Source organism: Cellvibrio polysaccharolyticus (genome assembly GCF_015182315.1).
Lineage (GTDB): Bacteria > Pseudomonadota > Gammaproteobacteria > Pseudomonadales > Cellvibrionaceae > Cellvibrio > Cellvibrio polysaccharolyticus.
On record NZ_PRDL01000001.1, the window covers coordinates 235551 to 259622 of the forward strand.

At 51.7% G+C, this 24072-nt stretch carries 22 protein-coding genes; 9 read left to right on the forward strand and 13 right to left on the reverse strand.

Going from position 1 to position 24072, the window contains the following annotated elements:
- Positions 1-76: 76 nt before the first annotated feature.
- Entirely contained in the window at positions 77-1576 is a 1500-nt protein-coding gene (gene pdxR, locus C4F51_RS01025; protein ID WP_202987577.1) for a MocR-like pyridoxine biosynthesis transcription factor PdxR, read from the forward strand.
- Positions 1577-1691: 115 nt separating this feature from the next.
- Here pdxR and C4F51_RS01030 read toward each other — a convergent pair whose 3' ends face one another.
- Genes C4F51_RS01030 through C4F51_RS01040 form a run of 3 tightly spaced genes read right to left on the reverse strand, consistent with a single transcriptional unit; the run spans position 1692 to position 4276 of the window.
- Complete coding sequence (locus C4F51_RS01030) at positions 1692-2852, reverse strand: aldo/keto reductase (protein WP_193906374.1); 1161 nt, start codon at positions 2850-2852, stop codon at positions 1692-1694.
- Positions 2853-2880: 28 nt separating this feature from the next.
- Positions 2881-3666: an NAD(P)H-dependent oxidoreductase gene (locus tag C4F51_RS01035; RefSeq protein ID WP_193906376.1), complete on the reverse strand. Its 786-nt coding sequence runs from the start codon at positions 3664-3666 to the stop codon at positions 2881-2883.
- Positions 3667-3685: 19 nt separating this feature from the next.
- Positions 3686-4276 carry an NAD(P)H-dependent oxidoreductase gene (locus C4F51_RS01040; RefSeq protein WP_193906378.1) on the reverse strand — a complete coding sequence of 197 codons (591 nt, stop codon included), beginning with the start codon at positions 4274-4276 and terminating at the stop codon, positions 3686-3688.
- Positions 4277-4508: 232 nt separating this feature from the next.
- Between C4F51_RS01040 and C4F51_RS01045 the strand changes: the two genes are divergently transcribed.
- From C4F51_RS01045 to msrA, 3 genes are all read left to right on the forward strand, one after another.
- Complete coding sequence (locus C4F51_RS01045) at positions 4509-5408, forward strand: AraC family transcriptional regulator (RefSeq protein WP_193906380.1); 900 nt, start codon at positions 4509-4511, stop codon at positions 5406-5408.
- Between the two features lie 349 nt (positions 5409-5757).
- Positions 5758-5967 (forward strand): cold-shock protein, encoded by a 210-nt coding sequence (locus C4F51_RS01050; RefSeq protein ID WP_193906382.1) that lies wholly within the window; start codon positions 5758-5760, stop codon positions 5965-5967.
- Positions 5968-6166: 199 nt separating this feature from the next.
- Entirely contained in the window at positions 6167-7435 is a 1269-nt protein-coding gene (gene msrA, locus C4F51_RS01055) for a peptide-methionine (S)-S-oxide reductase MsrA (RefSeq protein ID WP_193906384.1), read from the forward strand.
- 47 nt (positions 7436-7482) lie between these two features.
- Here msrA and C4F51_RS01060 read toward each other — a convergent pair whose 3' ends face one another.
- Entirely contained in the window at positions 7483-7809 is a 327-nt protein-coding gene (locus C4F51_RS01060; protein ID WP_193906386.1) for a YciI family protein, read from the reverse strand.
- 274 nt (positions 7810-8083) lie between these two features.
- Here C4F51_RS01060 and C4F51_RS01065 point away from each other — a divergent pair, with 274 nt between their 5' ends.
- The 5 genes from C4F51_RS01065 (at position 8084) to C4F51_RS01085 (ending at position 15149) form a co-directional block, all read left to right on the forward strand.
- Positions 8084-8794 carry a heavy metal response regulator transcription factor gene (locus C4F51_RS01065; RefSeq protein ID WP_193906388.1) on the forward strand — a complete coding sequence of 237 codons (711 nt, stop codon included), beginning with the start codon at positions 8084-8086 and terminating at the stop codon, positions 8792-8794.
- Complete coding sequence (locus C4F51_RS01070) at positions 8787-10175, forward strand: heavy metal sensor histidine kinase (RefSeq protein ID WP_193906390.1); 1389 nt, start codon at positions 8787-8789, stop codon at positions 10173-10175. The genes C4F51_RS01065 and C4F51_RS01070 overlap by 8 nt, the downstream gene beginning before the upstream one ends.
- A 293-nt stretch (positions 10176-10468) precedes the next feature.
- Positions 10469-10708, forward strand: coding sequence for a carboxymuconolactone decarboxylase family protein (locus C4F51_RS01075; protein WP_193906392.1), 240 nt, complete (start codon positions 10469-10471; stop codon positions 10706-10708).
- Between the two features lie 60 nt (positions 10709-10768).
- The gene (locus C4F51_RS01080; RefSeq protein WP_193906394.1) at positions 10769-13984 is read left to right on the forward strand and encodes an efflux RND transporter permease subunit; all 3216 of its coding nucleotides are present in this window, start codon (positions 10769-10771) and stop codon (positions 13982-13984) included.
- Complete coding sequence (locus C4F51_RS01085) at positions 13977-15149, forward strand: efflux RND transporter periplasmic adaptor subunit (protein WP_193906396.1); 1173 nt, start codon at positions 13977-13979, stop codon at positions 15147-15149. The genes C4F51_RS01080 and C4F51_RS01085 overlap by 8 nt, the downstream gene beginning before the upstream one ends.
- 110 nt (positions 15150-15259) lie before the next feature.
- On the opposite strand, the gene C4F51_RS01090 is transcribed toward C4F51_RS01085, so the two are convergent.
- From C4F51_RS01090 to C4F51_RS01130, 9 genes are all read right to left on the reverse strand, one after another.
- Positions 15260-15871 carry a LysE family translocator gene (locus C4F51_RS01090; protein WP_193906398.1) on the reverse strand — a complete coding sequence of 204 codons (612 nt, stop codon included), beginning with the start codon at positions 15869-15871 and terminating at the stop codon, positions 15260-15262.
- Between the two features lie 135 nt (positions 15872-16006).
- Positions 16007-17002 (reverse strand): polysaccharide deacetylase family protein, encoded by a 996-nt coding sequence (locus C4F51_RS01095; RefSeq protein ID WP_235992248.1) that lies wholly within the window; start codon positions 17000-17002, stop codon positions 16007-16009.
- Positions 17003-17028: 26 nt separating this feature from the next.
- Entirely contained in the window at positions 17029-17736 is a 708-nt protein-coding gene (locus C4F51_RS01100) for a polysaccharide deacetylase family protein (RefSeq protein ID WP_202987578.1), read from the reverse strand.
- Positions 17737-17968: 232 nt separating this feature from the next.
- The gene (locus C4F51_RS18050) at positions 17969-18478 is read right to left on the reverse strand and encodes a hypothetical protein (RefSeq protein WP_235992249.1); all 510 of its coding nucleotides are present in this window, start codon (positions 18476-18478) and stop codon (positions 17969-17971) included.
- 86 nt (positions 18479-18564) lie between these two features.
- Positions 18565-19605 carry a hypothetical protein gene (locus C4F51_RS01110; protein ID WP_235992250.1) on the reverse strand — a complete coding sequence of 347 codons (1041 nt, stop codon included), beginning with the start codon at positions 19603-19605 and terminating at the stop codon, positions 18565-18567.
- Between the two features lie 12 nt (positions 19606-19617).
- Positions 19618-20532 (reverse strand): flagellar hook-associated protein FlgL, encoded by a 915-nt coding sequence (gene flgL, locus C4F51_RS01115; protein WP_193906400.1) that lies wholly within the window; start codon positions 20530-20532, stop codon positions 19618-19620.
- A 36-nt stretch (positions 20533-20568) separates the two neighbouring features.
- On the reverse strand, positions 20569-21936 hold the full coding sequence (flgK, locus tag C4F51_RS01120; RefSeq protein WP_193906402.1) for a flagellar hook-associated protein FlgK: 1368 nt from the start codon (positions 21934-21936) through the stop codon (positions 20569-20571).
- On the reverse strand, positions 21933-22949 hold the full coding sequence (locus C4F51_RS01125; protein WP_193906404.1) for a transglycosylase SLT domain-containing protein: 1017 nt from the start codon (positions 22947-22949) through the stop codon (positions 21933-21935). Before C4F51_RS01125 ends, flgK begins: the two co-directional genes overlap by 4 nt.
- A 14-nt stretch (positions 22950-22963) precedes the next feature.
- Complete coding sequence (locus tag C4F51_RS01130; protein WP_193906406.1) at positions 22964-24067, reverse strand: flagellar basal body P-ring protein FlgI; 1104 nt, start codon at positions 24065-24067, stop codon at positions 22964-22966.
- Positions 24068-24072 lie beyond the last annotated feature (5 nt).

Below are 24072 nucleotides of genomic sequence, written 5' to 3' on the forward strand. Positions count from 1 at the left end.
GTAACTCTCCGGAGCCACAAATCAGGCTTGTCTTTATAGCAATTAAATGGCCTGATAGAGCCATCCACTTTTTGCTATGAGTACCGGCCAATTGTTCAAGTCATCCCAACTGGAAACGGTAAAAGCCTGGCTGGTTAACCCTGCCAATGCGGCGTTTCCGTTGCATGTAAGAATTCAGCGGGCGATAAAGCAGCTGATTCTCGATGGGGTGCTTACTTCGGGAAAGCCCTTGCCTGCCACCCGCGCCCTGGCGAAATCGCTGGCGGTTTCGCGGGATACGGTAGAAACGGCCTATGGCCAGTTGCATGCGGAGGGTTTTATTGAGCGGCGCGTGGGCAGCGGCAGTTTTGTTTCTGCGATGGCCCAGCGTTCGTCCGGGCGGCGGGTGAAGCGTTCCATTCCGCTGGAGAACCACGAAACCGCGTTAAGCCAACGCGGCCTGGCGATGTTTCGCGGTGGTGGTATTCGCAATTTCCCGGCGCCCCGCCCTTTTGTGCAGGGCGTACCGGAAACGCGTAATTTTCCGTTGCCGGTGTGGGAGCGTCTGGAGCGGCAGGTATTAAAAGAGTATGGCCACCTGGCATTGCAGGCCGGGCCGCCACAAGGTATGGAGGCGCTGCGTTGTGCGGTAGCGGATTACATCAACCTTGAGCGCGGCGCGCGGGCAACGCCAGAGCGCATTTTGATTTTAACCAGCTCGCAACAGGCTATCGCTTTGTGCGCCCAGGTGTTGCTGGATGCCGGTGATCGCATTTTTATAGAAGACCCGGCTTACCACGGTGCGCGAAAAGCTTTTGAAGCCGCCGGGCTGGAGTGCGTTCCGATTCCGGTTGATCAACAGGGTTTGCAGGTGGATGCGCTTCGCCATTCGCCAACGCCCGCCAGGGTGGTGTTTTTAAGCCCGTCGCACCAGTTTCCTACCGGAGCAACGTTGACGCTGGATCGACGTTTGGCATTGGTCGAATGGGCGGCGCAACAAAAAGCCTGGATTATTGAAGACGATTACGACAGTGAGTTTCACTATGCCGGCAAGCCGACCGCGTGTGTTCAGGGCATGGACCATTACGACCGCACCCTTTACGTGGGCACGTTTACCAAGTCGCTATTTCCCGGTGTGCGTATAGGTTATATGTTGTTGCCCGAGGTGCTGGTCGAGCCGATGACCCGCGCCCGTACTTTGCTGGACGGACACAGCGCGCCGATTCCGCAATTAACACTCGCCCGTTTTATCGAGGCCGGTCATTTTGGTGCTCATGTGCGCAGCATGCGGCTCATTTACGCCGGGCGCTTGAACCTATTGGTGCAACTGATTGAAAAGCACCTTTCGGATTACGTTACGCCAGCTTTGCCGGATGGCGGTATGCAAATCCCCTGCAAATTGGTGTGTGACGTTTCCGAGCAGGCTGTGATTGATGGCGCCCGCCGCGCCGGGATAGACCTGTTCGGATTAACCGGGCTTTACGCCGCCGCCAAACCGCAAGCCGGTTTTTTATTGGGCTTCGCGGCTTACACACCCATGGAATTGGAAGCCGCCGTCAAGTCACTCGCCAGAGTGTTTCGTGATTTGCTGCGATAACAGGGGCATAACGACATTTTATCAGCCAATAATAAAATTCCCCTTCGCAGGGGAATTTATTGCAAAGCGGCTACAAATTTGTCCGTATTGCTCAGGGCTATAAAATAGATAACTATCAGGATTCCACTCTTTCCATTTGCATTTTACTCATCCGACCGCCATGTACTGTCAGTTTGGAAAAAGCAGTATCTATTTCCTGAAGCTCAGTTGCTGTTAACGCAATATGTACAGCACCCAGATTTTCATCAAGATGGTTCGGGTTGCGAGTGCCGGGAATAGGCACTATCCAGGGTTTTTGTGCCATTAACCAGGCCAGTGCAAATTGCGCGGGTGTGGCATTCTTCTTTTCTGAAAAAATTTTCAATACATCAATAATAGGTTTATTGGCTGCCAGGTTTTCCGGCGTGAAGCGTTCAAAACCTGCGCGAAGGTCGGTAGCAGCATCAAGCTGTGTGTTGGCATCAATGGTTCCCGTCAAGTAACCCATGCCCATTGGCCCCCAGGGAACGAAGCCAATACCCAGTTCTTCGCAAACAGCAAGCACACCATTGTTTTCCGGGTCTCTATTCATCAGCGAATATTCAGTTTGTACGGCGGCAACCGGTTGAATGGCATGCGCCCTGCGAATAGTGCGCGCACTGGCTTCAGAGAGGCCAAAATGCAACACTTTGCCTTGCTGGATAAGATCTTTAATCGCACCGGCCACATCTTCAATAGGAACGCTCGGGTCAACGCGATGCTGGTAATAAAGATCGATACGATCTGTTTTCAGACGCGTTAGGGATGCATCTACAACCTTCTTGATATGTTCGGGTCGGCTATTCAAACCCCCCTTTTCCAAATCAAAACCAAATTTGGTGGCGATAACAATTTTATCGCGAAAGGGAGCAAGGGCTTCACCGACAAGCGTCTCGTTGGTAAATGGGCCATAGACTTCTGCAGTATCAAAAAAGGTGACGCCTTTTTCATAGGCTCTGCGAATGACTTGAATGCCCTGATGTTTATCGGCCGGTGGGCCGTAGTTGGCACTGATGCTCATACAGCCTGCGCCCATTGCAGAAACTTCCAGCGCACCCAACTTGCGCGTTTTTATGGTGTGGTTAACTTTACTGCTGGTGCTTTCGGTTGCGCCCGTCGGGTGCGGGGCGCCAGCTAATGAAAATTTGCTGAGCGCCAGGCCCGCACCTATCAACGCGGTATTGGTCAGAAAATCGCGGCGGTTGAAGGGTTTTTCTTCTGCTGAAAAATTGCCATTCGCATTGCTATCGTTGCTCATAGAATATCTCCGGATAAGAGGACATGTTTCAAGCGTTTGTAAAAATGGCTGAAAGCTGTTTGCGCAAACGTGCAATGTCAGCATCAATTTTCGGATTTTTCATAACGTCATGGCATGAAAACGACGGTAAAATTTCTACGCCACAAAATTTGTAATTAGCGGTGTTTTGCACAAAAACGTCATCTACGGTTTTACCTTCAAACAACCGCTGGTTTTTATCGCCAAAGGATTCTTCCGGTGCATTCCAGGTGAGCGATACCATGTATTTTTTACCTTGCAGGGTGCCGCCAGTGCCGTATTGTTTGCTGGAGTCTTCGCGTGTTCTGCCGTCACCGGTAATAAATTTTCCACTCAACATGGCCGCAGTGAATACTTCATCCACGTATTTTTTATAAATCCAGGGCGTGTTAAACCAGTAAACCGGCGATTGCAAAATAATGAGGTCTGCCCAGAGATGCTTTTGCACTTCAGCGTCAATGTTGTAGCCTTGTTCGATGGCGGTGTGCTGAACGCTGCAACCGAATTTTTCCATTTCTTCCTGAATAACACCGACCAATGTTGTGTTCAGCCTTCCGGCGGAGATTCCTTTATAAATTTGATGGGCATTAATTATCAAAACATTTTCTGACTTGTTTTTACGAATATTTCTTTTGGGGATTTCTGCTGCATTAAAATTTTGAGGCGTTGCCGCCCCTGCAAGGTTGCTAACCACTAACCCCGCACCTATCAATGCGGTATTGGCTAAAAGTTCGCGACGGCTTAAAGATTTTTTTTCTAATGAAAGTTCATTATTCTTATCTTCTATACTGTTCATGAAATATCTCCGTATTAAATTATAAAATAGCTGAAATTTGTTTTCTTAAACGCATAATATCCGAATTTATTTCGGGAATTTTCATGACGTCATGGCATGAAAAAGACGGCAAAATTTCTACGCCACAGAATTTGTAATTGGCGGTATTTTGCATAAATACTTCATCTACGGTTTTTCCCTCAAACAACAATTGACTTTTATCCCCAAACGCTTCTCTCGGAGCATTCCATGTTAGGGACAACATGTATTTTTTACCTCGCAGTGTGCCGCCGGTGCCGTATTGTTTGCTGGAGTCTTCGCGTGTTCTGCCGTCACCGGTAATAAAGTGGCCACTCAACATGGCCGCAGTGAATACTTCATCCACATACTTTTTATAAATCCAGGGCGTGTTAAACCAGTAAACCGGCGATTGCAAAATAATGAGGTCTGCCCAGAGATGCTTTTGCACTTCGGCGTCAACGTCGTAGCCTTGTTCGATGGCGGTGTGCTGAACGCTGCAACCGAATTTTTCCATTTCTTCCTGAATAACACCGACCAATGTTGTGTTCAGCCTTCCGGCGGAGATTCCCTCATAAAACTGATGTGCGTTAATGATTAAAACGTTTTTCATGGCGGCCTCTGGCTGTGCATTAGTGCTATGCGAGACAGTCTGCCCTGAAACAGGCAATACCCGGTTGTCAAAAGTGACGCAATTCTTGCCCGATTCAACGAATGGTCATCGTGCTTGGTAACGAGTTTGCCAAAGAGTGATAGTCTTTTACTTATGTAGCCCGGCCTTAATAAGCCGGGTTGAGAGGTACTCTTACAGGAATGTGCAGTCAGCTCTTGCAGAGAGAAGGTGAATGACGATGGACGCTGAATTGTTAGCCCGTGCTGTACTTAAAATTGCTCACCAGGATGGTGATTACCTGACGCAAATACCTGCGCTACGGGTGTATCGCCGCAGTCAGGTATCGGCACCTATGCCGTGTATTTATGGTTTGGGTTTGGGCATTGCTGTGCAGGGGGCAAAGAGGGTCACTTTGGGCAGCGACATTTTCGATTACAGTGTCAATCAATCGCTGGTTACATCCATTGATGTGCCGGTAGTGGCGCACGTTACTCAGGCCAGTGTTGATGAGCCTTATCTTGGCGTTTGGCTGGATCTTGATGCGCGGGTAATTTCCCAACTGGTGTCTGAAATGGAGTTCGTCCGTGATTTGAAACCGGGTAGTGCCCGCGCCTTGTCCGTGGTTGATCTGGATAAGAACTTGCTGGATGCATTGTGCCGGTTGATTCGTCTTCTGGATGAACCGGCTTTGTTGCCAACCCTGGCGCCGCTTATTCAGCAGGAAATTACCCTGCGCTTATTGCATGGCGCGCACGGGCCAATACTGCGACACCTGGTTACTATCGGTTCACCCGGCCAACAAGTTGCCCGCGTCATTTCCTGGTTGAAATTAAACTTTACGCAAGATGTGTTGGTAGATGATCTGGCAGCCAAAGCGCATATGAGTGCCTCCACTTTTCGCCAGCATTTTCGTGCAGTAACCGGTATGAGCCCGCTGCAATACATTAAAAATTTGCGCTTGCAGGAAGCGCGACAATTGATGATGAACGACAGCCTTGACGCAAGCAGCGCGGCGGTACAAGTCGGCTACGAAAGCGCCTCCCAATTCAGCCGTGAATACACCCGATTATTTGGCGCGCCGCCGTTGCGCGATGTGAAAAATTTTCGCGTGGGTGATATCGCCGGTAAATAGTTCAGATAAAGCGTCTGCGCCTCCGTTCAGAACTTTACCGCCCTGCGCTAACCGGTTCCCCGGTGTTTTATTGGCGACACCCCTTGCCAGTACCCTGTTCCCAACCTTTTACTGACGCCCGTGATGGGGGAATCAGCAAGAAATATTGGTTTCGGAGTAAACGGGTGATTGACATTGTCAAAAATCAGCGTAATATCGGGCACAGCTTGAAAATACGCTTAATATTTATGCCTCAAACTTCGAAGTTCCAGTAGGTTTTTCGTAGTGTTTACATAAGTAATTCCCGAATTTCCAGCATAACTTCCCTTCGGGGGTAAATTTACTTCTGTATTGATTAATAGGTAACACTATGTCTAAAACTACTACTGGCACTGTAAAATGGTTTAACGAAGCTAAAGGTTTCGGTTTCATTCAACAAGAATCCGGCCCGGACGTTTTCGCTCACTTCAGCGCCATTTCTGGCTCAGGCTTCAAAACCCTGGTTGAAGGTCAGCGCGTAAGCTTCACCGTTACTCAAGGCCAAAAAGGCCCACAGGCTGAAAACATCCAGGCTATCTGATTATAAGGCTGTCTAACAGCTAATCAGACTGCAGATGCAGCACTGGAAAGGCGAAATCTTCGGATTTCGCCTTTTTTATTGCCTGCAATTTCATCAGGCGTAATCGCCGGGCCGCGCTATTATTCAGGGAACCGGCTGACCGCAGCGATGCTCTAAAGAATTCCTTTCCGGTTGTCCCCTATTTCCTGCCGAGGTGGCTATGCGCTTGTCCTCCTGCTTTAACATCCTTATCGGTTTTACCTTGCTGTTTGGCGCCAGTGTACAAGCCGCTCCCGATACCATGCCTGCAACCCGTCATCTGGATAGCCTTGTGGTGGGCGCCGGGTGTTTTTGGGGCGTGGAGAAGCGTTTTGAAGCGATGGAGGGTGTGGTGGATGCGGTATCAGGTTACGCCGACGGTCGCGGCGTGAAACCCACCTATAAAGACATTACCCGACGAGCAAACCAGCATAATCCGGATAACCATGCCGAGGTGGTGCAAATTACCTTTAACCCGGCCGTTATCAGCGCGCAAACCCTGTTGCAGCGCTACTTTGAAATGCACGACCCGACGCAGCTGAACCGTCAGGGCAATGACATTGGTACCCAGTACCGTTCTATTATTTTGACCAACAGTGATCAGCAAGCTGAAGTCGCACAGCAAGTGCTGGCGGCTTACCAGCCGTTACTGACGCAGGCCGGTTACGGCAGCATTACCACGGTGATCAAACCGCTGGAAACCTTTTACCCGGCAGAAAAATACCATCAGGATTACATTGCCAAAAACCCCAATGGTTATTGCCCGGATCATTCCACCGGGGTGCGTTTTGATCAAAGCGCCCAACAGCCATCGACCGCCGACAATAGCGGGCTACTTTCCGGCAAACACATTCTGGTGATTGATGCCGAAGATTTTTGCCCCTACTGCAAAAAATTCAAAGCCGATGTGGCCGACCATTATCAGGGTGATATTCCCCTGCACTTCCGTTTTGCCAGTCAGCTGGACGGGCTGAGTTTGAAAACGCCTACCTGGGCTACGCCGACCATTATTTTGCTGGAAGATGGCAAGGAAGTTTTTGGCCGTCAGGGTTATATGAGCCCGGAACAGTTTTATCTGCTGCTCGGCCAGTTCAAGTTGGGTAAAAGCGAAGCCTTTCAGGTGGCCTTTGAAGAAAGCACCGATCAGCGTTTTTGCAAACAATATGAAATTTTCAAAAATACGCCGGACGGTGTGTTTGTTGACAAGCTGAGTGGTGCGGTGTTGTTTGATACCCGCGACCGTTTTGATTCCGGCACCGGTTGGCTGTCATTTACCAAACCGGTGGATGGCGCTGTGATTGAAAAGCCGGACAATAGCTACGGTATGCAGCGCACTGAAATTCGCGCCAAAGTATCCGGTATTCATTTAGGGCACGTATTTGATGATGGCCCCAACGGTAAGCCGCGTTATTGTATTAATGCTACCGTACTGGATTTTATTCCTCGCTAAGGTTGTGTTTAAAACGTTGTATTAAAAAACAGAGCCCCCCGGCATGGCTATTGATCCGACAGGGCTCTGATTTCAATGGCTCCTTTTGCTCGCGCACAGGGCGTACCGGAGACCATTTTCACAGCTTCGCGAATATCGGCCGCTTCAATAATAGAAAACCCTGCCAACGGCAGGCCGGGTTGGGCAAAGCTTTCACGCGAGGTTACCGGTGATCCGCTCCACGCGGTAACGGTGGTGACCTCTTGTGATACGGCTGATACCAGCGCCCCGCCTTGACGTAATGCATCGTCTTCCGCTAAAAATTCCCGTTGTTGCTGGTCACTCAGTTCCTGCCAATCTTTTTCTGCACCATAAGCCAAACATAAAAATTTCATGATTTTCTCCGCGTTTGAATAATTCAGGCGCTTTGGTCAATAAGTGAGGTTCCCTGTGATAGTTGTTTCTACCCCTGACTTTAGCAAGCTGGAGCGAGGCATTTGCAGCGCTTTCAGCGACATTATTTATATTGTGTTAACTGGCAACACCTGAACGTTGCAAACCGACTTGCTGACAAAAATGTCAGCAAAAAGTCAGGCTGGCGTTGGAGAGTTGGATTTACAATGGTAAACAAGCACGGCCCGGGTGCCCGTGCAGTCAGGAGAAAATAGAATGCGTTTACTTCTGGTAGAAGACGAGGAAAAAACGTCGTCGTATATCAACCGTGCGCTGAGCGAACTGGGTTTCACTGTAGACGTTGCCAGTAACGGTCTGGATGGTCTGCACCAGGCCATTCATCATGACTACGATGCGGTGATTCTGGATGTAATGCTGCCAGGCGTAGATGGTTACAGCGTACTTGAAGGGCTGCGTGCTCACAAACAAACGCCGGTGCTGATGTTGTCTGCGCGGGGTTCGGTTGATGAACGGGTAAAAGGTTTGCGCGGTGGAGCGGATGATTACTTGCCCAAGCCCTTTTCATTGATTGAGCTGGTCGCTCGCATTCAAGCTTTGCTGCGCCGTCGGGTCAGCGATGGTGCCGATGTTACACAACTGCAAATTGACGATTTGCATATCGATTTATTAGCCCGCCGTGTTACCCGCGCCGGGGAGCGTCTGGAGCTGACCGCAAAAGAGTTTTCCTTGTTGAGTTTGCTGGCGCGTCATCAGGGAGAAATTCTCTCCAAAATGATGATTGCCGAACAGGTGTGGGATATGAATTTCGACAGCGATGCCAACGTGGTAGAGGTTGCTATCAAACGGTTGCGTGCCAAAGTCGATGCGCCCTACCCGGTTAAACTGTTGCACACCGTGCGTGGCATGGGCTACGTGTTGGAAACCCGACCGGATGCATCGCGTAAAAACAGGCAGCACCATGATTAAACGCTCTATCTCCGCCCGGCTGGCACTGATGTTTGTGCTGGCATCTGTGGTTATTGTCGCTACTTGTGCCTTGTTGTTGCGATATTCGTTACATGACTCCTTGCGCAAGCAAATGTACAGCGAGCTGCAATACCGTCATTCGCTGGTGCGGCCTTATTTATTAGCGCGCACCGACCTTGATGAATGGCATACGGTAAATGGCAAATTCACTGATCTTTCCAACGCCGAGGGTGGGCGGGTTCAATATTGGATTGTTGGCGATGAACGCTATCAGGTCGGCGGCCCGCCGCCCGAAGGTGTCAATTGGGAAAACCTGGCAACAGGTTTCAGCCGCGTTGCCGGGCCGGACAACGATTGTTCGATTTATCTGCTTAGTATCGACTTGCCTGCACAAGGCGTAAGGCCTGTGTTGCGTTATGTTATCGCTATTGATTCCACCCCTTATATGGATACGCTGGCGGCTTTCACCCGCGTATTAATTGTGGTCAGCCTGGTGGGAGCCGTGCTGGTGGCTTTACTCAGTTTTGCCATTGCGCGGATCGGTATGCGGCCCATTAATTATTTAAGCCGACAGGCGCACAACCTGGTGCCGGGCAACGCCGGTCAGCGACTGGATCAAACAACGCTGCCAATTGAGCTGCAAACGCTGGCAGAATCCTTTAACGGTGTGCTGGCCCGTCAGGAAATTGCCTGGCGACAGCTGGAAAGTTTTAACGCCGATGTTGCGCATGAATTGCGAACCCCGTTAACCAACCTGATTGGCCAAACCCAATTGGGTTTGTCGCGCAAGCGCGATGTGCATGAGTTGGAAGAACTGTTGCAATCCAACCTTGAAGAACTGGAGCGCATGACCGCCATTGTTAACGACATGCTGTTTCTCTCTCACGCCCAGGCCGGTGAACATGCTACGCAGCTCACCCAGGTGTCGTTGCGCGAAGAAAGTATTAAAACTGCCGAATATGTTGAGCCGTCATTTGCCGAGAGGCAGTTGACCGTTCAAATAGACGGTGATGTGAACGCCTGTATTGACCGGCGATTATTTCATCGGGCATTGGCGAACCTGTTGGAAAATAGCGCCCGCTACGCGTGGCAGAGCACCCGGGTAACTGTCACCTTGAAACAGGAGAAGGAGTTTGCTCTGGTTTGTGTGGCCAATTTTGGCGAAAAAATAGAAGAACAGCATCTGGTGCGTTTGTTCGAGCGTTTTTACCGCGTAGACACTTCCCGCGTTCGCAGTGACATTCAACACGGGCTTGGTCTTTCCATTGTGCGTGCGGTAGCGTTGATGCACCATGGTGAGGTATTCGCCACCAGCCACGACGGCGTTAATACCTTTGGTTTTTCATTGCTGATTGATCCACCGAAAGCCTCGCACACCTGACAGCGTATAAAGGCATAATTTTTTATATCCGCTTATAAACCGATACTTTTTCGTAACAGGTATTGCCGAAAACGCTTTGGTAATGCCTGTTTTATTACTCCTGACTGGCTGTCAGTTTCACAACAACACCTGTCAGCCATTTTTACCCGCCAGCGGTGAAAAGTATTTTTCGCTTTCAATGCATTCTGACAATTTGGTCAGGAAGTTGTCAGCCTGACGACAAGATCTCTTCTCTAAGATAACCCCATAACTTCCGGTTAGCTGATGTTCCAATCCTTGTTGGAGTTAAGAAGATGATCGCTCTAATCCAAAGCTCAACACTTTCCCACCGCGACCGCATCCTTATTGCCCTTGGCGCGCTGGTGCAAAAAGGATCTGCCGGGCAACTTCGCTCGCATCTGGTTTTTGCACGCGATCAGGGTTTCAGCGAGTGTGAAATCAACGAAGCCATTATGCAGTTGGTGATCCATTCGGAGCTGGAACAGGTTATGTCAGCCATCTCCATCGCCAGAGATGTTTTTCAAAACTCTTGATGTTTTTTCAGTAGGGTTAACCCCGTTTCTTCACTTGCCAACACATACGGAGTTTGTTGTGTGAATGCTCTGACTAAAATTGCTTTGCAGAAGCCGCTCACGTTTGTGGTGATGGCTATTTTGATTGCCATCTTTGGCACGCTCGCCACCCTGCGTATGCCGGTAGATATTTTTCCGTCTATCCGCATTCCGGTTATCGCCGTTTCCTGGACCTATACCGGTCTTTCTCCGGAAGATGTCTCCAATCGTATTATTACGCCGTATCAGCGTGCACTGACCACAACCGTTGCCGATATCGAGCACATTGAAAGTCAGTCCATGACCGGCATGGGTATTGTGCGAATTTTTTTCCAACCGGGCGTTGATATTCGTACCGCCACCGCGCAAGTAACGGCGGTATCGCAAACCATGTTGCGACAATTACCGCCGGGCACCACGCCGCCATTTATTGTGAATTATGACGCGTCTACGGTGCCGGTTTTGCAGTTGGCCTTATCGGGCGAGGGTTTGAGTGAGCAACAACTCAATGACCTGGGTGCTTCGCAAATTCGCACCCAGTTGCTCACATTGCCTGGCGTGGCCATGCCTTTGCCGTCTGGCGGCAAGCAACGGCAAATTCAAATTGATCTTAACCCGGTTGCGTTGCAATCCTACGGGTTATCGGCAGCCGATGTGAGTGCGGCGATTGCTGCGCAAAACCAGATAAGCCCTGCCGGTTTTATAAAAATCGGTTCGCAGCAATATAACGTCAAACTCAATAACGCCCCCGACTCTATTCAAGGCCTCGGTGATATTCCGGTAAAGGTTGTTAACGGTGCGACGATCTATATGCGGGATGTTGCTTCGGTACGTGACGGTAGCAGCCCGCAACAAAATATCGTGCACGTTGAAGGTTCGCGTTCGGTATTGCTGACGATTCTGAAAAACGGTGCTGCGTCCACACTCTCGGTAGTAGAAGGCGTGAAAGACATGGTGCCGCAGATTCTTGAAGGATTGACCGAGTCTATTGAAGTGCTACCGGTGGCCGACCAATCGGTATTTGTGCGCGCCTCCATGATGACCGTGGTGAATGAAGCCTTGCTGGTTGCCGCCCTTATCTCGTTGTTGATTCTGTTATTCCTCGGTTCATGGCGGGCTACATTGATTGTGGCTGCGTCCATTCCTTTGTCCATTTTTGCAGCGATTGCTGTGCTCAACATGTTCGGGCAAAGTTTGAATGCCATGACCCTGGGCGGGTTGGCCATTGCGATTGGTATTCTGGTGGATGAAGCCACCGTCACCATTGAAAATATTGAGCGTCACCTCGGTGAAGGAAAAGGCGTTACCCAGGCAATTATGGACGGCGCTTCAGAAATTCTGGTGCCGGTGTTCGTAGCGCTGTTGTGTATTTGTATTGTGTTTGTGCCCATGTTTTTTCTGCCGGGCATTTCCGGATTTTTATTCGTGCCCATGGCGTTGTCGGTTATTTTTGCCATGGTGGCATCCTTTCTGTTGTCGCGCACCCTGGTGTTAACCATGGCCATGTATCTGTTAAAGCCTCACGGCGCGGCAGAGCATCATCATGAGCCTTCATCGGCTGCGCGAAGCCATGGAATACTTGCCCCCTTTATTCATTTTCAAAAGAAATTTGAAGCAGGTTTTGAGCGGCTGCGCGATGCTTATACGGCTTCGCTAAGGGGTGTGCTGGCTACGCGTCGATTATTTGCTATCGGTTTTATGGGCCTGGTATTGGTGTCATTTTTGTTGGTGCCGTTTCTGGGTAGAAATTTTTTCCCGGCGGTGGATTCCAGCAGTATTCTGATGCACGTTCGTATGCCGGCGGGTATCAAAATTGAAGAAAGTGCCGCTCGCTTTGAAATGATCGGACGCAGTGTTCGCGAACTTATTCCCGCCGAGCAACTGGATTCCATTATCAATAATATCGGTATGCCGGTGAGTATGCTGAATATGATCTACAACACCTCCGGTACCATCAGCCCGCAGGATGGTGACATCATGATCAGCCTCAAACCGGGTAACCGTTCCGCCGAACATATTGCGCGCTTGCGGCAGGAATTGCCGAGGCTTTTTCCCGGCACGAGTTTTTCATTTCTACCGGCGGATATCACCAGTCAGATTTTAAACTTCGGCTCACCGGCGCCACTGGATGTGCAGGTTACCGGCCGCAACCTGACGAATAACCGCGCATTTGCCGAGCAGTTGTTGCACCGTATTCAAACTATCCCTGGTGTAGCGGATGCACGTATTCAGCAACCCGCCAGCGCACCGCAACTTAATATTGATATTGACCGTTCGCGTATTGGCCAATACGGATTAACTGCGCGCGATGTTACCAATAGTCTGGGCGCGTCTCTGGCGGGTACGCAGCAAACTGCACCGGTATTTTTTGTTAACCCGGCTAACGGTGTTTCCTATCCGGTGGTTGCCCAGGTGCCGGAATATTTTATGTCGAACATCAGTGATCTGGAAAATGTTCCTGTTTCCAGCGCGACGAATAATAACGGCTCACAAAGCCTCGGTGGTCTCGCCAGTATTACCCGCTCCACCACTTTGCCGGTGGTATCGCAATACAACATTCAACCGATGATCAATATTTTCGCCACCACTCAGGGGCGTGATCTGGGTGCGGTGGCGGCCGATATCAACGCGATTATTGCCGAGCTGGAAACCGAACGGCCTGCGGGTACCAGCGTTACGCTGCGTGGCCAGTATCAAACCATGAACATTGCTTTTGGCGGTTTGGGTTATGGTCTTCTCGGCGCGATTGTGTTGATCTATTTGTTGATCGTGGTGAACTTCCAAAGCTGGAAAGACCCGCTGGTTATCATTTCAGCATTGCCGGCGGCGCTTGCCGGTATTGTCTGGATATTATTCGTTTCTTTTACGCCGTTATCGGTTCCTGCATTAACCGGTGCCATTATGTGCATGGGTGTGGCTACCGCCAATTCGATTTTATTGGTGAGTTTTGCCCGTGATCGGCTTGCCGAAACCGGTGATGCCATTCAGGCGGCGGTGGAAGCCGGTTACGTGCGTTTGCGCCCGGTATTGATGACAGCGCTGGCGATGATTGTCGGCATGATTCCTATGGCTCTGGGTATTGGTGAAGGCGCTGAACAAAATGCGCCTTTGGGGCGGGCGGTTATCGGCGGCTTGATCGCTGCCACTATCGCGACTTTATTTTTTGTTCCCACTTTGTTCAGCCTGGCGCATCGCCACGTAAAAGCGGATCAACATCCATCACAACCTTCTTCGGAGTTAATGCCGACTCATGTATAACCATCACCATGAAAACGATTCAGTGGATGTCGCTCTTTTTCAAAAGAAGCTGTTAAAGATTGGCATTGTTGTTTGTGTGGCAGGTTTTATATTGGCCGGCTGGGGCATTATGCAACGCTCCAACGCCAACATTGCCCTGGGTAAAGAGGCTGCCACTATGGCAATGCCCACGGTGGCGGTGGTTGCGCCGGGGCTGGCAGAAGGGCCTGCTACGCTGGTGTTGCCTGGCAACCTCGAACCGCTTAACAGCGCTGCCATTTATGCACAAACCAATGGCTATATTAAAGAGTGGCTGGTAGACATCGGCGATGGTGTAGAAAAAGGACAGCTGTTGGCCATTCTCGATGCACCCGAGTTGCTGCATCAATTGGCACAAGCTAAAGCAGATTACGCCACTGCACTGGCAGAACAACAGAATGCACAAAGTATGGCCGAGCGTTCCAACTCGTTAATGGCGCGCAACAGCGGCGCTATTTCCCGTGAAGAAGTCGAGCAGCGGGTAAATGATGCCGAAGCAAAAACGGCTGCCACCCGTGCTGCCAGTGCGAATGTTCAACGCCTCGAAGCACTGCAAGGTTTTACGCAACTGACTGCACCTTTTGCCGGCGTAGTGACCAGCCGTTCAGCGCAGTTGGGTGATCTGGTGGTGGCCGGGAACGCAGCAACGCGGCCGCTCTTTACCGTATCGGATACTCAGCGCATGCGTGTTTATGTTCGGGTACCACAAAGTTATGCGGCGCAAATGCAAGTGGGCCAACTTGCTCATTTAATTGTGCCGGGGTATGCCGAGCGCACCTTTACTGCGCAGGTAAGCCGCAGTGCCCGTGCAGTAGATCGCGAGTCGGGTTCTTTACTGGTGGAATTGCAGGCGGAAAATCCGCAAGGTATTTTGTTGCCCGGCGCTTATGCGCAGGTGAGTTTTACCTTGTCCACAGCGCAAAGTATTAAAGTTCCTGGCAGTGCGATTTTGTACCGTGACGAGACACCCTCGGTAGCGACCATTGATAGCAATAATCTGGTCACGCTCAAGCCGGTGCAAATAGGTCGGGATGAAGGCAACAGGGTAGAAATTGTGGCGGGTATTACGGTGGATGACCGGGTGATAGTGACACCACCCGATGCCATCCGTAACGGAGATGAAGTGATTATCGCCACGTCTCATTAATACAGCGCTGGCGAAATTTCTCTTATGGCCTGATTCCACGGCGCGCATTGCCCAATGCCTGTGGTATCAGGCCATCCCGGTTGCGGTTAATGGGCGCAGCCGGGAAACACTTATTTACCCGAGGCTGCCAGGCCAACACCGAAACCCACAAATACGCCACCGCTTATTTTATTTAATAACCGGCGGTTGGTGGGCGAGGAGAGTTTGCTTTTGGCGAGCGATGCAAACAGCGCGTAAAGCGTGTGAATAATAATGACCAGTACACTGAAGGTCACCGCCAGCAACGCGAATTGCGGTACGTAAGATGCGGACACATCAATAAACTGCGGAAATATAGACATAAAAAAAACAATCGCTTTCGGGTTGGATGCCGACACCAGAAAACCTTGCACAAAGCATTTCAATAACGAGCTTTCATTGATGGTGGTGGGTAAATGGGCGGTGACGTTGGTGCGCCACATTTTCACACCCAGATATATCAAATAACAGGCGCCGATCAGTTTGACGGCCGTGAAAGCAAACGCCGAGCTGGCCAGAATAATGCCCAGGCTGGTAGCAGAAATAATCGCCACCAGCAAAATGGCTAACGCAATGCCGGAGATACCGGCCAGCGATTTTAACAATCCTCTCTGAATAGAGTTATTGATGGTCAACATAACGGCAGGGCCAGGCAAGGCAATGGTTGCAGCGGCTACCGCGACATAAACGGCATAGTTATCCATGGGATGTGTGGTCTCAGGTGGGATGGCTGGGTTGATTGCCGGCTTTTTACCGGACAGGTTCCCTCCGTTGTACAGGTAGAGATAGTAGCGGGTTTGAGGCAGGAAAGCTCGCGCAATTCCTCTACAGGGCAGCCCCTACTCTGTTTCTGCAACACCGGTTTTTGTCTCCCCGGTTTTGATGATGATGCCGGCATCATCAAAAGCCTTTAATAAGTAGGCTTCATTCTCCGCGGGGTGGCGCAACGCCGACTCTGCAACGCCTTTGCTATTGGCAATGGCGGCTACTCTGCCTTGCTTGTGAAACGCTGTTTGGGGAAAGTTTTCAGCAATGGGGTCTTCATAAGCGCGTTGCGGAGAAATGATGTTCCAGCCTTTGTTGCGCAGGTGTTTTATCAAGTCGCCCACAAATAACGCTGCTGCATCGTTTTCATGTAATAGCAATACATGGCGGGGTGAGCGCTTCAAGGTTTGTTGTGCTACGGCATCATAAAATTCAATAGTGTCGTACAAGGTATTTACGTAAAATTCCCGGGTTTTGTCATAATCAATCTGCTTTCCCTCTTCAACTACTTTGGTGATTAACGAGCTGATGTACCAATCAAAGTTATCAACGGTGACATATCCATCTTTATAACCAAGCTCACCTAACAAGTCCTGCAGTTTATTGATAGCAACCAGATCATTGCCATAGTGAAGATACGGAAAGCGGTGATAGTTCAATAGGTTGTCAAAGTCTTTCAAGGCAAGATGCGCATGATACACATCCATCAGGTACGCTTTTTCGTCGATCTGATTGGCCGACTGGTGGCTAAAACTGTGATTGGCCAAATGAAAACCCGCCGCAGTGTATTGTTTTAATCGCTCAGCATTTTGCGGGTTTATGAAACCCGCTTTTACATAAAACAACGCATCCTTCACCCCGGTTTCTTGCAATGCCGAGATAATTTTTTGTGTACGCTCAGCGCCGGTCATCAATGCTGAATCCGGCGTGGGAGCATCATCAAACGTCAGCGCTATTTCACGCGCATTTGTTAAAGGCGGCAGAAACAGGATGCAGACAAAAAATAATAGCGGTTTATACCAATAATTCATCCGCTTCAAAGATATGTTGCTGTTATAACTTGTTTGCATTTTTCATTCCTCGGCATCAATTTTCATTATTGGGTTCTATTTTCTATCAGGTCGGACACAGTGACGAAAGTATATCCTTGCTCTTTCAGTCCGTTGATAATTGAAGGCAATGCTTTTCTGGATTCTTCACGGCTGTCATACATAACGTGCAATAAAATAATGGAACCCGGTTTGGCATTTTCAATAACATGTTCTGCAATGGTTTGGGCGCTTTTAGCTACATCCGGCCAGGTTTCCGGTTCAATATCCCAGGTCACACTGGTGCGTCCGGTTTTTTGCAGGTACCAGGGCAATACGAAGAGTTTTTTTCCGTAAGGTGGTCTGAACAGGATGTTTTCCTGGTAGCCAATAGCACGAAGTGCCGCGTCCGTTTTTTCTATTTCTTCTGCAATGAACGCGGGTGATTTCAAAACCATGCGCGGGTGCGACCAGGAGTGGTTGCCTAACTGGTGCCCGGCTGCCAGTATTTTTCTCGCCTCGTCAGGAAATATGTCCACTTCTTTTCCGGTGACAAAAAACGTTGCCGGGACATCATGCTCGGCAAGCATTGCGAGTACGCTGTCGGTATGTTTTTTTGTAGGCCCGTCATCAAAGGTAAGTGCTATGAGACGCTCATGGGTATTAACCCGGGAGATGAGTTCACCGACTATCTGATAGTTGCGTGAACCCGAGAGTTGCCACAACCCGACGATTGTTAGAATGATAACGAGCAATACGGAGAATATTTTTTTCACGACCGATATCCTTATGTGAAGTTATTGTTATTTCGCGTTAACGGTGAAGATCGGCAGGGAGTTCGTGCACCGCATACGAAATGCCGCTTCCGGTGAGCGCAGATCCCCGGGGTTGTTTCAAGTGGAAAGATACTAGCAGTTTGCGGGAGAGAATAGGTTTCTCCCGCCGGGATGGCGGGATGAGCGGAGATATTTAAGGCGGGTGGCGCGGGTTAGCGGGATAAACGGGCGCTCAGGGTTTGACGTCGACCTCGTGGGTCAGGCCTTCCAGGTCAGCGCGGGCGATGGCGCGTTGGTCCAGTTTGGTGCGTGCTGCTTCGGGCAGGTCGGTGTACTGGATTACGCCGCGATCGACCAATACGATCACCACATCTTCGAGCACGCGCACCAGTTCCAGATCGGAGCTGTTCAGGCTGTCGAGGCGTGCTTTGACTTCTTCTTTGGTTTTCAGCCAGTCGTGCAGTTCCGGGCTTTCTATCGCCAGAACTTCATTCATTCCTTCAAAGGGTTCATAAGAAACCCGAAGCAGACGTTGTTGCTGGTCCCGTTCGACATACACCATCGCTTTTCCCCACCATCGTTTTGTCGAGAGTTGGCTACCCAGGCGCGCACAGGTTGTACAAAAACACGCCAATTTATCGGACAGCGATGTTACAACTTTTGCGAGAAAAAGCCTACGTTTGGCCGCCCGCCGGGTGCGATCGGTGGATGAATGCGGCGAGCCTGGATGGGATATGTTCATAAACCAAACCATGTTAATCACGACGTGTGGGATGAAGTTCGCGTGCGGTGTGGTTACCGGTAAGGGTGCCTACGCCGCGGTTAGCGTCAGGACAGCAGGCTGACGACGGCAAATCGGGTGAGATTCGCTTGTGCCAATACCGTTTGTGCTGTTACCGAATACTTTCCCTGGCGGCCTTCGGTATTAAATACCGAGCTGGCAAATTGCAGTGCCCATTGCTTTTCGTTAGCGCTTTCCTGACGGGCGAGAAAATCGCGTACATCGTCCTGGCGTTGGTTGAGCTGGTCGCGGATGGTGTTAACGCGATCCAGAGCGGCCACCACCGAGTCGAGCAGCTGGCGCAGTTCGCGCACTGATTCTTTGGCGAGGTTTTCGCTGAAGCCGGTAAAACCTTCTTCAAAGCTTTCCAGCGGGGTGAAGCCGTCTTTGGCAAAGAGTTTGTCTTCGCCGCGTACTTTGAGTTGTTCTTTTAACTGTTGCCAGTTTTGCTCGGGCGCTGAAAATTGCAGCGCGCCGTCCTGGTCCAGCTCGGCGCGGATGCCGGCAATACCGAGGCTGCTGTTGAAGCGGCGCAGGATTTGCTCCACGCCCATGTCATCATCCAGCACCACCACCGCAGGTTCCGGCAAGGCCCGGCCGGCGGTAAAGATCAGCGTTTCGCGACCGGAGGCTTGCAGTTTCTCAACGGAATCCAGCCCCTGTAAAGTAAAGCGGCTGCGCAGCGGTTCATTAAGGCGAACCTTCAGTGTGGCATCCAGCGAGTTGCCGGAGCGTTTGCTGCGTTGCTCCAGCAAGGTGTTTACCTGCTGCAAGGAGCGCAGGATGGATTCGCGTTCGGCGGGCGTTTGCGGTGATGCCAGTTGTCGGCTGATGCTGAGTTTGAGCGCCGATAATTGTTCTGACAGCTCACCCAGATAGCGGTCAGCCGATTGCATGGAAGACAGCTGTTGATTGAGCTGGATATTAAAGCCGGAACCGCTGCTTAACAGCTTTTCAGCAGGGCGGGTATCAACCTGGCGTGGTTCGCTGGCGCGCGGTTTGGCAGGTGCCATGGGCACTTGCGGTTGGGCGCCTGGACGCGGATCAAGCCCGGTCGCGGCCGGTAGCTGCTTCTCAATCTTCATCATGAATTTTGTGGGTTATAAAAGGCTGAATAAAGACAGCTCATTAATTTTCAAATAGGTTTTTTGGGTGGCCTGTAAAGACATCTGATACATATTGAGGTCAATGGACGCGCCGGCATAATCGAGCCGCGATAATTCACCCTCAATTTTCTGGTTAACCAGCGACACTTCCTCATTGCTGTCCGTGAGCAAGGTTAGCGTATTTTGGCGGCCACCGATCTCGGTAATGGTACCGAGCAGCTTACCATGGGTGTCATCGAGCTTTGCCAGGGTGTCGGTGATTTGCTGGCGCACTGCCGGATCAGTAGTGTCCAGCGCCGGGTCTTTCAAGGTGGCTACCAGGCTGTGTATTTCGTTCAGCATGCCCATGTCGGCACCGAAGATTTCCAGGGCAGTGGTATTTTCAGCGACGAAGACACCGTTGGCAACGGCCGCCTGACGGTGTTTGTCATTGCCGGCAACGGCGTAAGTGCCGGTGGCGGTATCATAAGTGACCGTTTTCAAGTCACTGAGCGTGCCGGAAAAAACGTAGCGGCCTTCTTCGTCGCGCACATTGGCGAAACTGAGAATGGTTTTTTCCAGGTTTTCCAGCTCACCGGCCATGGCGGCCAGATCTTCAGCGGCATTGGAGCCGTTCGCGGCCCACAACAGCAAATCGCGCACGTTGAGCATGGAATCGGAAGCCGATTGCAGGTTGGCTTCCTGAATGGAAAGGTTGCTGGAAACGTTGGCAATATTGGTGCGGTATTGTGCGAGGCTGGCCTCTTCACGCTGCACCCGCAACACCCGCACACTGGCGATAGGATCGTCCGATGGCAACAACAGGCGTTTATCAGTGGCCATTTGCTGCAGCGTTTTCGCCATTTTCGCGGACGTTTCGTTCATCGCGTGCTGCATTAAAGCAGTGGTCTGGCTGTTGGTAATGCGCATGGTTTATGTCTCGTAAAACCGATTACGGATAAGTAATTAGAAAGCTCGCAACATTTCATCAAACAGTTGGTTGGCGGTAGCAATCACTTTCATATTGGCTTGAAACGCCTGCTGGTAAGTCATCAGGTTAACGGCTTCTTCCTCGCGGCTGACCGCGCTGACGCTGTCGCGTTGGGACTGCGCCTGTACGGTGACCGAGGTAGCTGATTTCAAATCGGCCTGGTTCTGGCGGCTGGTACTGGCGATTTCGCCCAACAGGCCGGCATAGGCATCGTTGAGCGTGACCTGATTACCGTTAACGGTGATGTTTTGCCCTTTCAATTCCAGCAGTGCCAACAGTGTTTCGTTATTGCCGGTTTCTCCGGTGACTGACGAGAAGGCCAATTCACCCGGTTTGACATCGTTGACCATCAGCATGGCGCTGGTGCTGCCCGCGTTGTATTGCAGCAGCGGTTGGCCTGCGGCGCCATTCAAATCGAAGCCGGTTGCCAGCGTGCTGTTAACCATCGCCGTCAATTCGCGGGCCATATCGTGCAGCGCGTCTTGCGCCGGGCGCAGGTTGTTGTATTCCACGTTGTACAAACCACCAAAAGCACCGCCGAAATTGTTTTGCTGCAGCGGAAATTTGGTGCCGACAAACGACAGGGATACTTCCTGTTCACCGCTGAGGGTTTTACTCACTTGCAGTTGACCGGCGGAAATGCCCGATACCAGCGGTTGGCCGTTGACCATGGATACGGTAAGCGAGCCATCCGGGGTTTCGTGTACCCGCACCGAGGCAAATTTGCTGAGGTCTTTGATCAGCTGTTCGCGGTGGTCGCGCAAGGCGGTGGTGTCGCCGTTGATGGATTCGGTTTCAACGACTTTTTTGTTCAGCAGCGCGATGTTTTCGGTCAGGCCATTGATCTCGGTGGCCATGTTGTTGCGTTGTTCGTGCAGCGCTGTGATTTGGGAATCGATGTTGCTATTCAGGCCGTTAAAACGCTGGCTGAGGTTTTTGGTTTCGCTGATGATTTGCTGACGCAGCGCCATGGAGCCGGGGGTTGCACTGGCTTCGCTCAGGGCTGCAAAAAAGCGGTCAAGACCCACGCTGATGCTGGAGCCATCGCCCGACATCAGGCCTTCCAGCGCGGTGAGATATTGCTGCGAGGCACCGTAGTAATGTTGCTCGGTGGTAGCGCGCCAGAGTTGCTGGTTTTGAAAATCATCGGAGAGACGACGAATGCTGGTTACCTGCACGCCGCCGCCGGCGTTGAGTGAACTCATGCCCGCCATGGACGACTGCACCGTTTGCAAACGGCTGAAGCCTGGCGTGTTTTCGTTGGCAATGTTCTGCGCGGTGGCAGAAAGACCGACCTGCGCTGCGCGTACGCCGCTGTAGGCAATCTGGTTTATGACACTCATAACCCGTTCTCTGTCTGGTCAATCCGGATCTGGCGGGCAAAGGCGGCAGATCGGGACTGATGGCTGGTATTTTCCTGTAAGGCGACCGAATCGGCGCTGGTATTAAATTTCACAGACGTTAGTGCTGCGGTCGTGGTTGGCGCAGGGGCTGCCGGTGCTGCGGCCTGCATGTCATTGAATATTTTGCGGGCGTAATCGCGGGTTTCGCGAAAGGGAATGCGCTCAATCCAGTTGCTGACACTGATATTGCCGTTGCGCGGGTCGCCATTGCGTTGCAGCCATTCGTCTACCCGGCCGGGACCTGCGTTGTAGGCGGCTACTGCGAGGGTTTGCTCGCCGTCGTAACGGTCCAGCATTTTTTTCAGGTAGGCGCTGCCCAGCTGGGTGTTGTAACCGGCATCGCGGGTGAGGCGCGATTCGCTGAACGCCAGGCCCAGTTCTACCGCCATGTCTTTGGCGGTGTCGGGCATCAGTTGCATAACACCAAGCGCACCTTTCGGCGAGACGGCATCCACACGGCCACCGGATTCGTGCTGAATAATGCTGTTGACCAGTGAGCGGAAATTGGCAAAACCGCGCTGCCAGACATTGCTGATCGTTTCGGTGCCGCGCTGCCAGGTTTGGCGTAGCGGATCGCTGAGGCTCATGGAGCGCTGTGGCAGGTCGGCACCGCGGGCAGACACCGCCGCCTCGTCAATGGCCGCCAGCTGGTCGCGATTGCCGGACAGCTGTTGTACCAGCATGTCGGCAATACCGGTCTGACGCTTGCTGGCGAGGGTTTCGGCCAGCATGCCGTCGTAAAAATCGCGCATGGTATCGAGTTCGCGGCTGCGCATCGGGTTATCGGCACTCAGCACATCACCGGCTTTACGCATTTGCTTCAGCACCTGTTGCAGGAACAGGGCTTCAAATTGTTCGGCAGCAAATTCCAGCGAGCTGGTGCGGGCGCCGCTAACCCCCGCGTCATTGCGCTGCGGGTTATTCATTGATGATGAGAAGGAAACAATGCTCATGAAAAGGCTCGCGTTTAAATAACAATCAGCTCGGCGTTCAGTGCACCGGCTTGTTCCAGTGCTTGCAGAATGCTCATCACATCATCGGGCGTGGCGCCCAAGCTGTTAACGGTATTGATGATGCTGTCGAGGCTGGCATCTTCCGGCCATTTGAACATGGCGTTGGTGTCCTGGCTGACCTGGATGTCGGAGCGCGGCACCACAGCAGTTTGCCCTTGTGAGAATGGCCCCGGCTGGCTGACTTGCGGGGTTTCACCGATGGTAACGGTGAGGGTGCCGTGAGCGACGGCGGCGGCCTTAACGCGTACGCCCTGGCCAACCACCACGGTGCCGGTGCGGCTGTTAAACACCACGCGCGGGCGGGTGCGGCCTTCATCCACATCCACTTCTTCAAGCATTGCCATAAAGCTGATGCGCTGGTTGCTGGACAGGGGCGCACGCACCGAAATGCGCGTTGCGTCGAGTGCAACGGCGGTGCCGCTGCCAAACTGGGCATCTACCGCTTCAACCAGACGGCTGGCGGTTTGAAAGCCGGGTTTGCGCAGCGTCAGTACCACATCTTCCCGTTCAATAAAGTCACTGGGGATCAAGCGCTCGATAATCGCGCCGTTGGGAATCTGGCCGTTGTTGGCGCTGTTGATGGTAACGCTGGAACCGCTGTTGCCCTGCGCATTCAGGCCACCGACTACGATGGCGCCTTGTGCCATGGCATAAATTTCGCCGTCTACACCCAGCAGCGGGGTCATCAGCAGTTGGCCGCCGCGCAGACTTTTGGCATCACCCAGCGAAGACACGGTGACGTTAACCGTTTGCCCCGGGCTGTAAGACGGTGGAATGCTGGCGGTGATGGTCACTGCTGCAACGTTTTTCAGCTTCGGGTCGACATTAGCCGGAAGATTGATGCCAAATTGCTTGATCATGTTGGCAACCGACTGGCTGGTAAAACGCACCTGGTTTTTATCGCCGGTGCCATCCAGCCCCACCACAAGGCCGTAGCCAATTAACTGGTTTTCGCGAATGCCTTCTACGTCGACCAGATCCATCAAGGGTACGGCCTGCGCTGTTGCGGTGCTTATCAGCAGCGCCCCGGTGAGCAAAGTGTGCAGCAAAAAACGCATGGGTC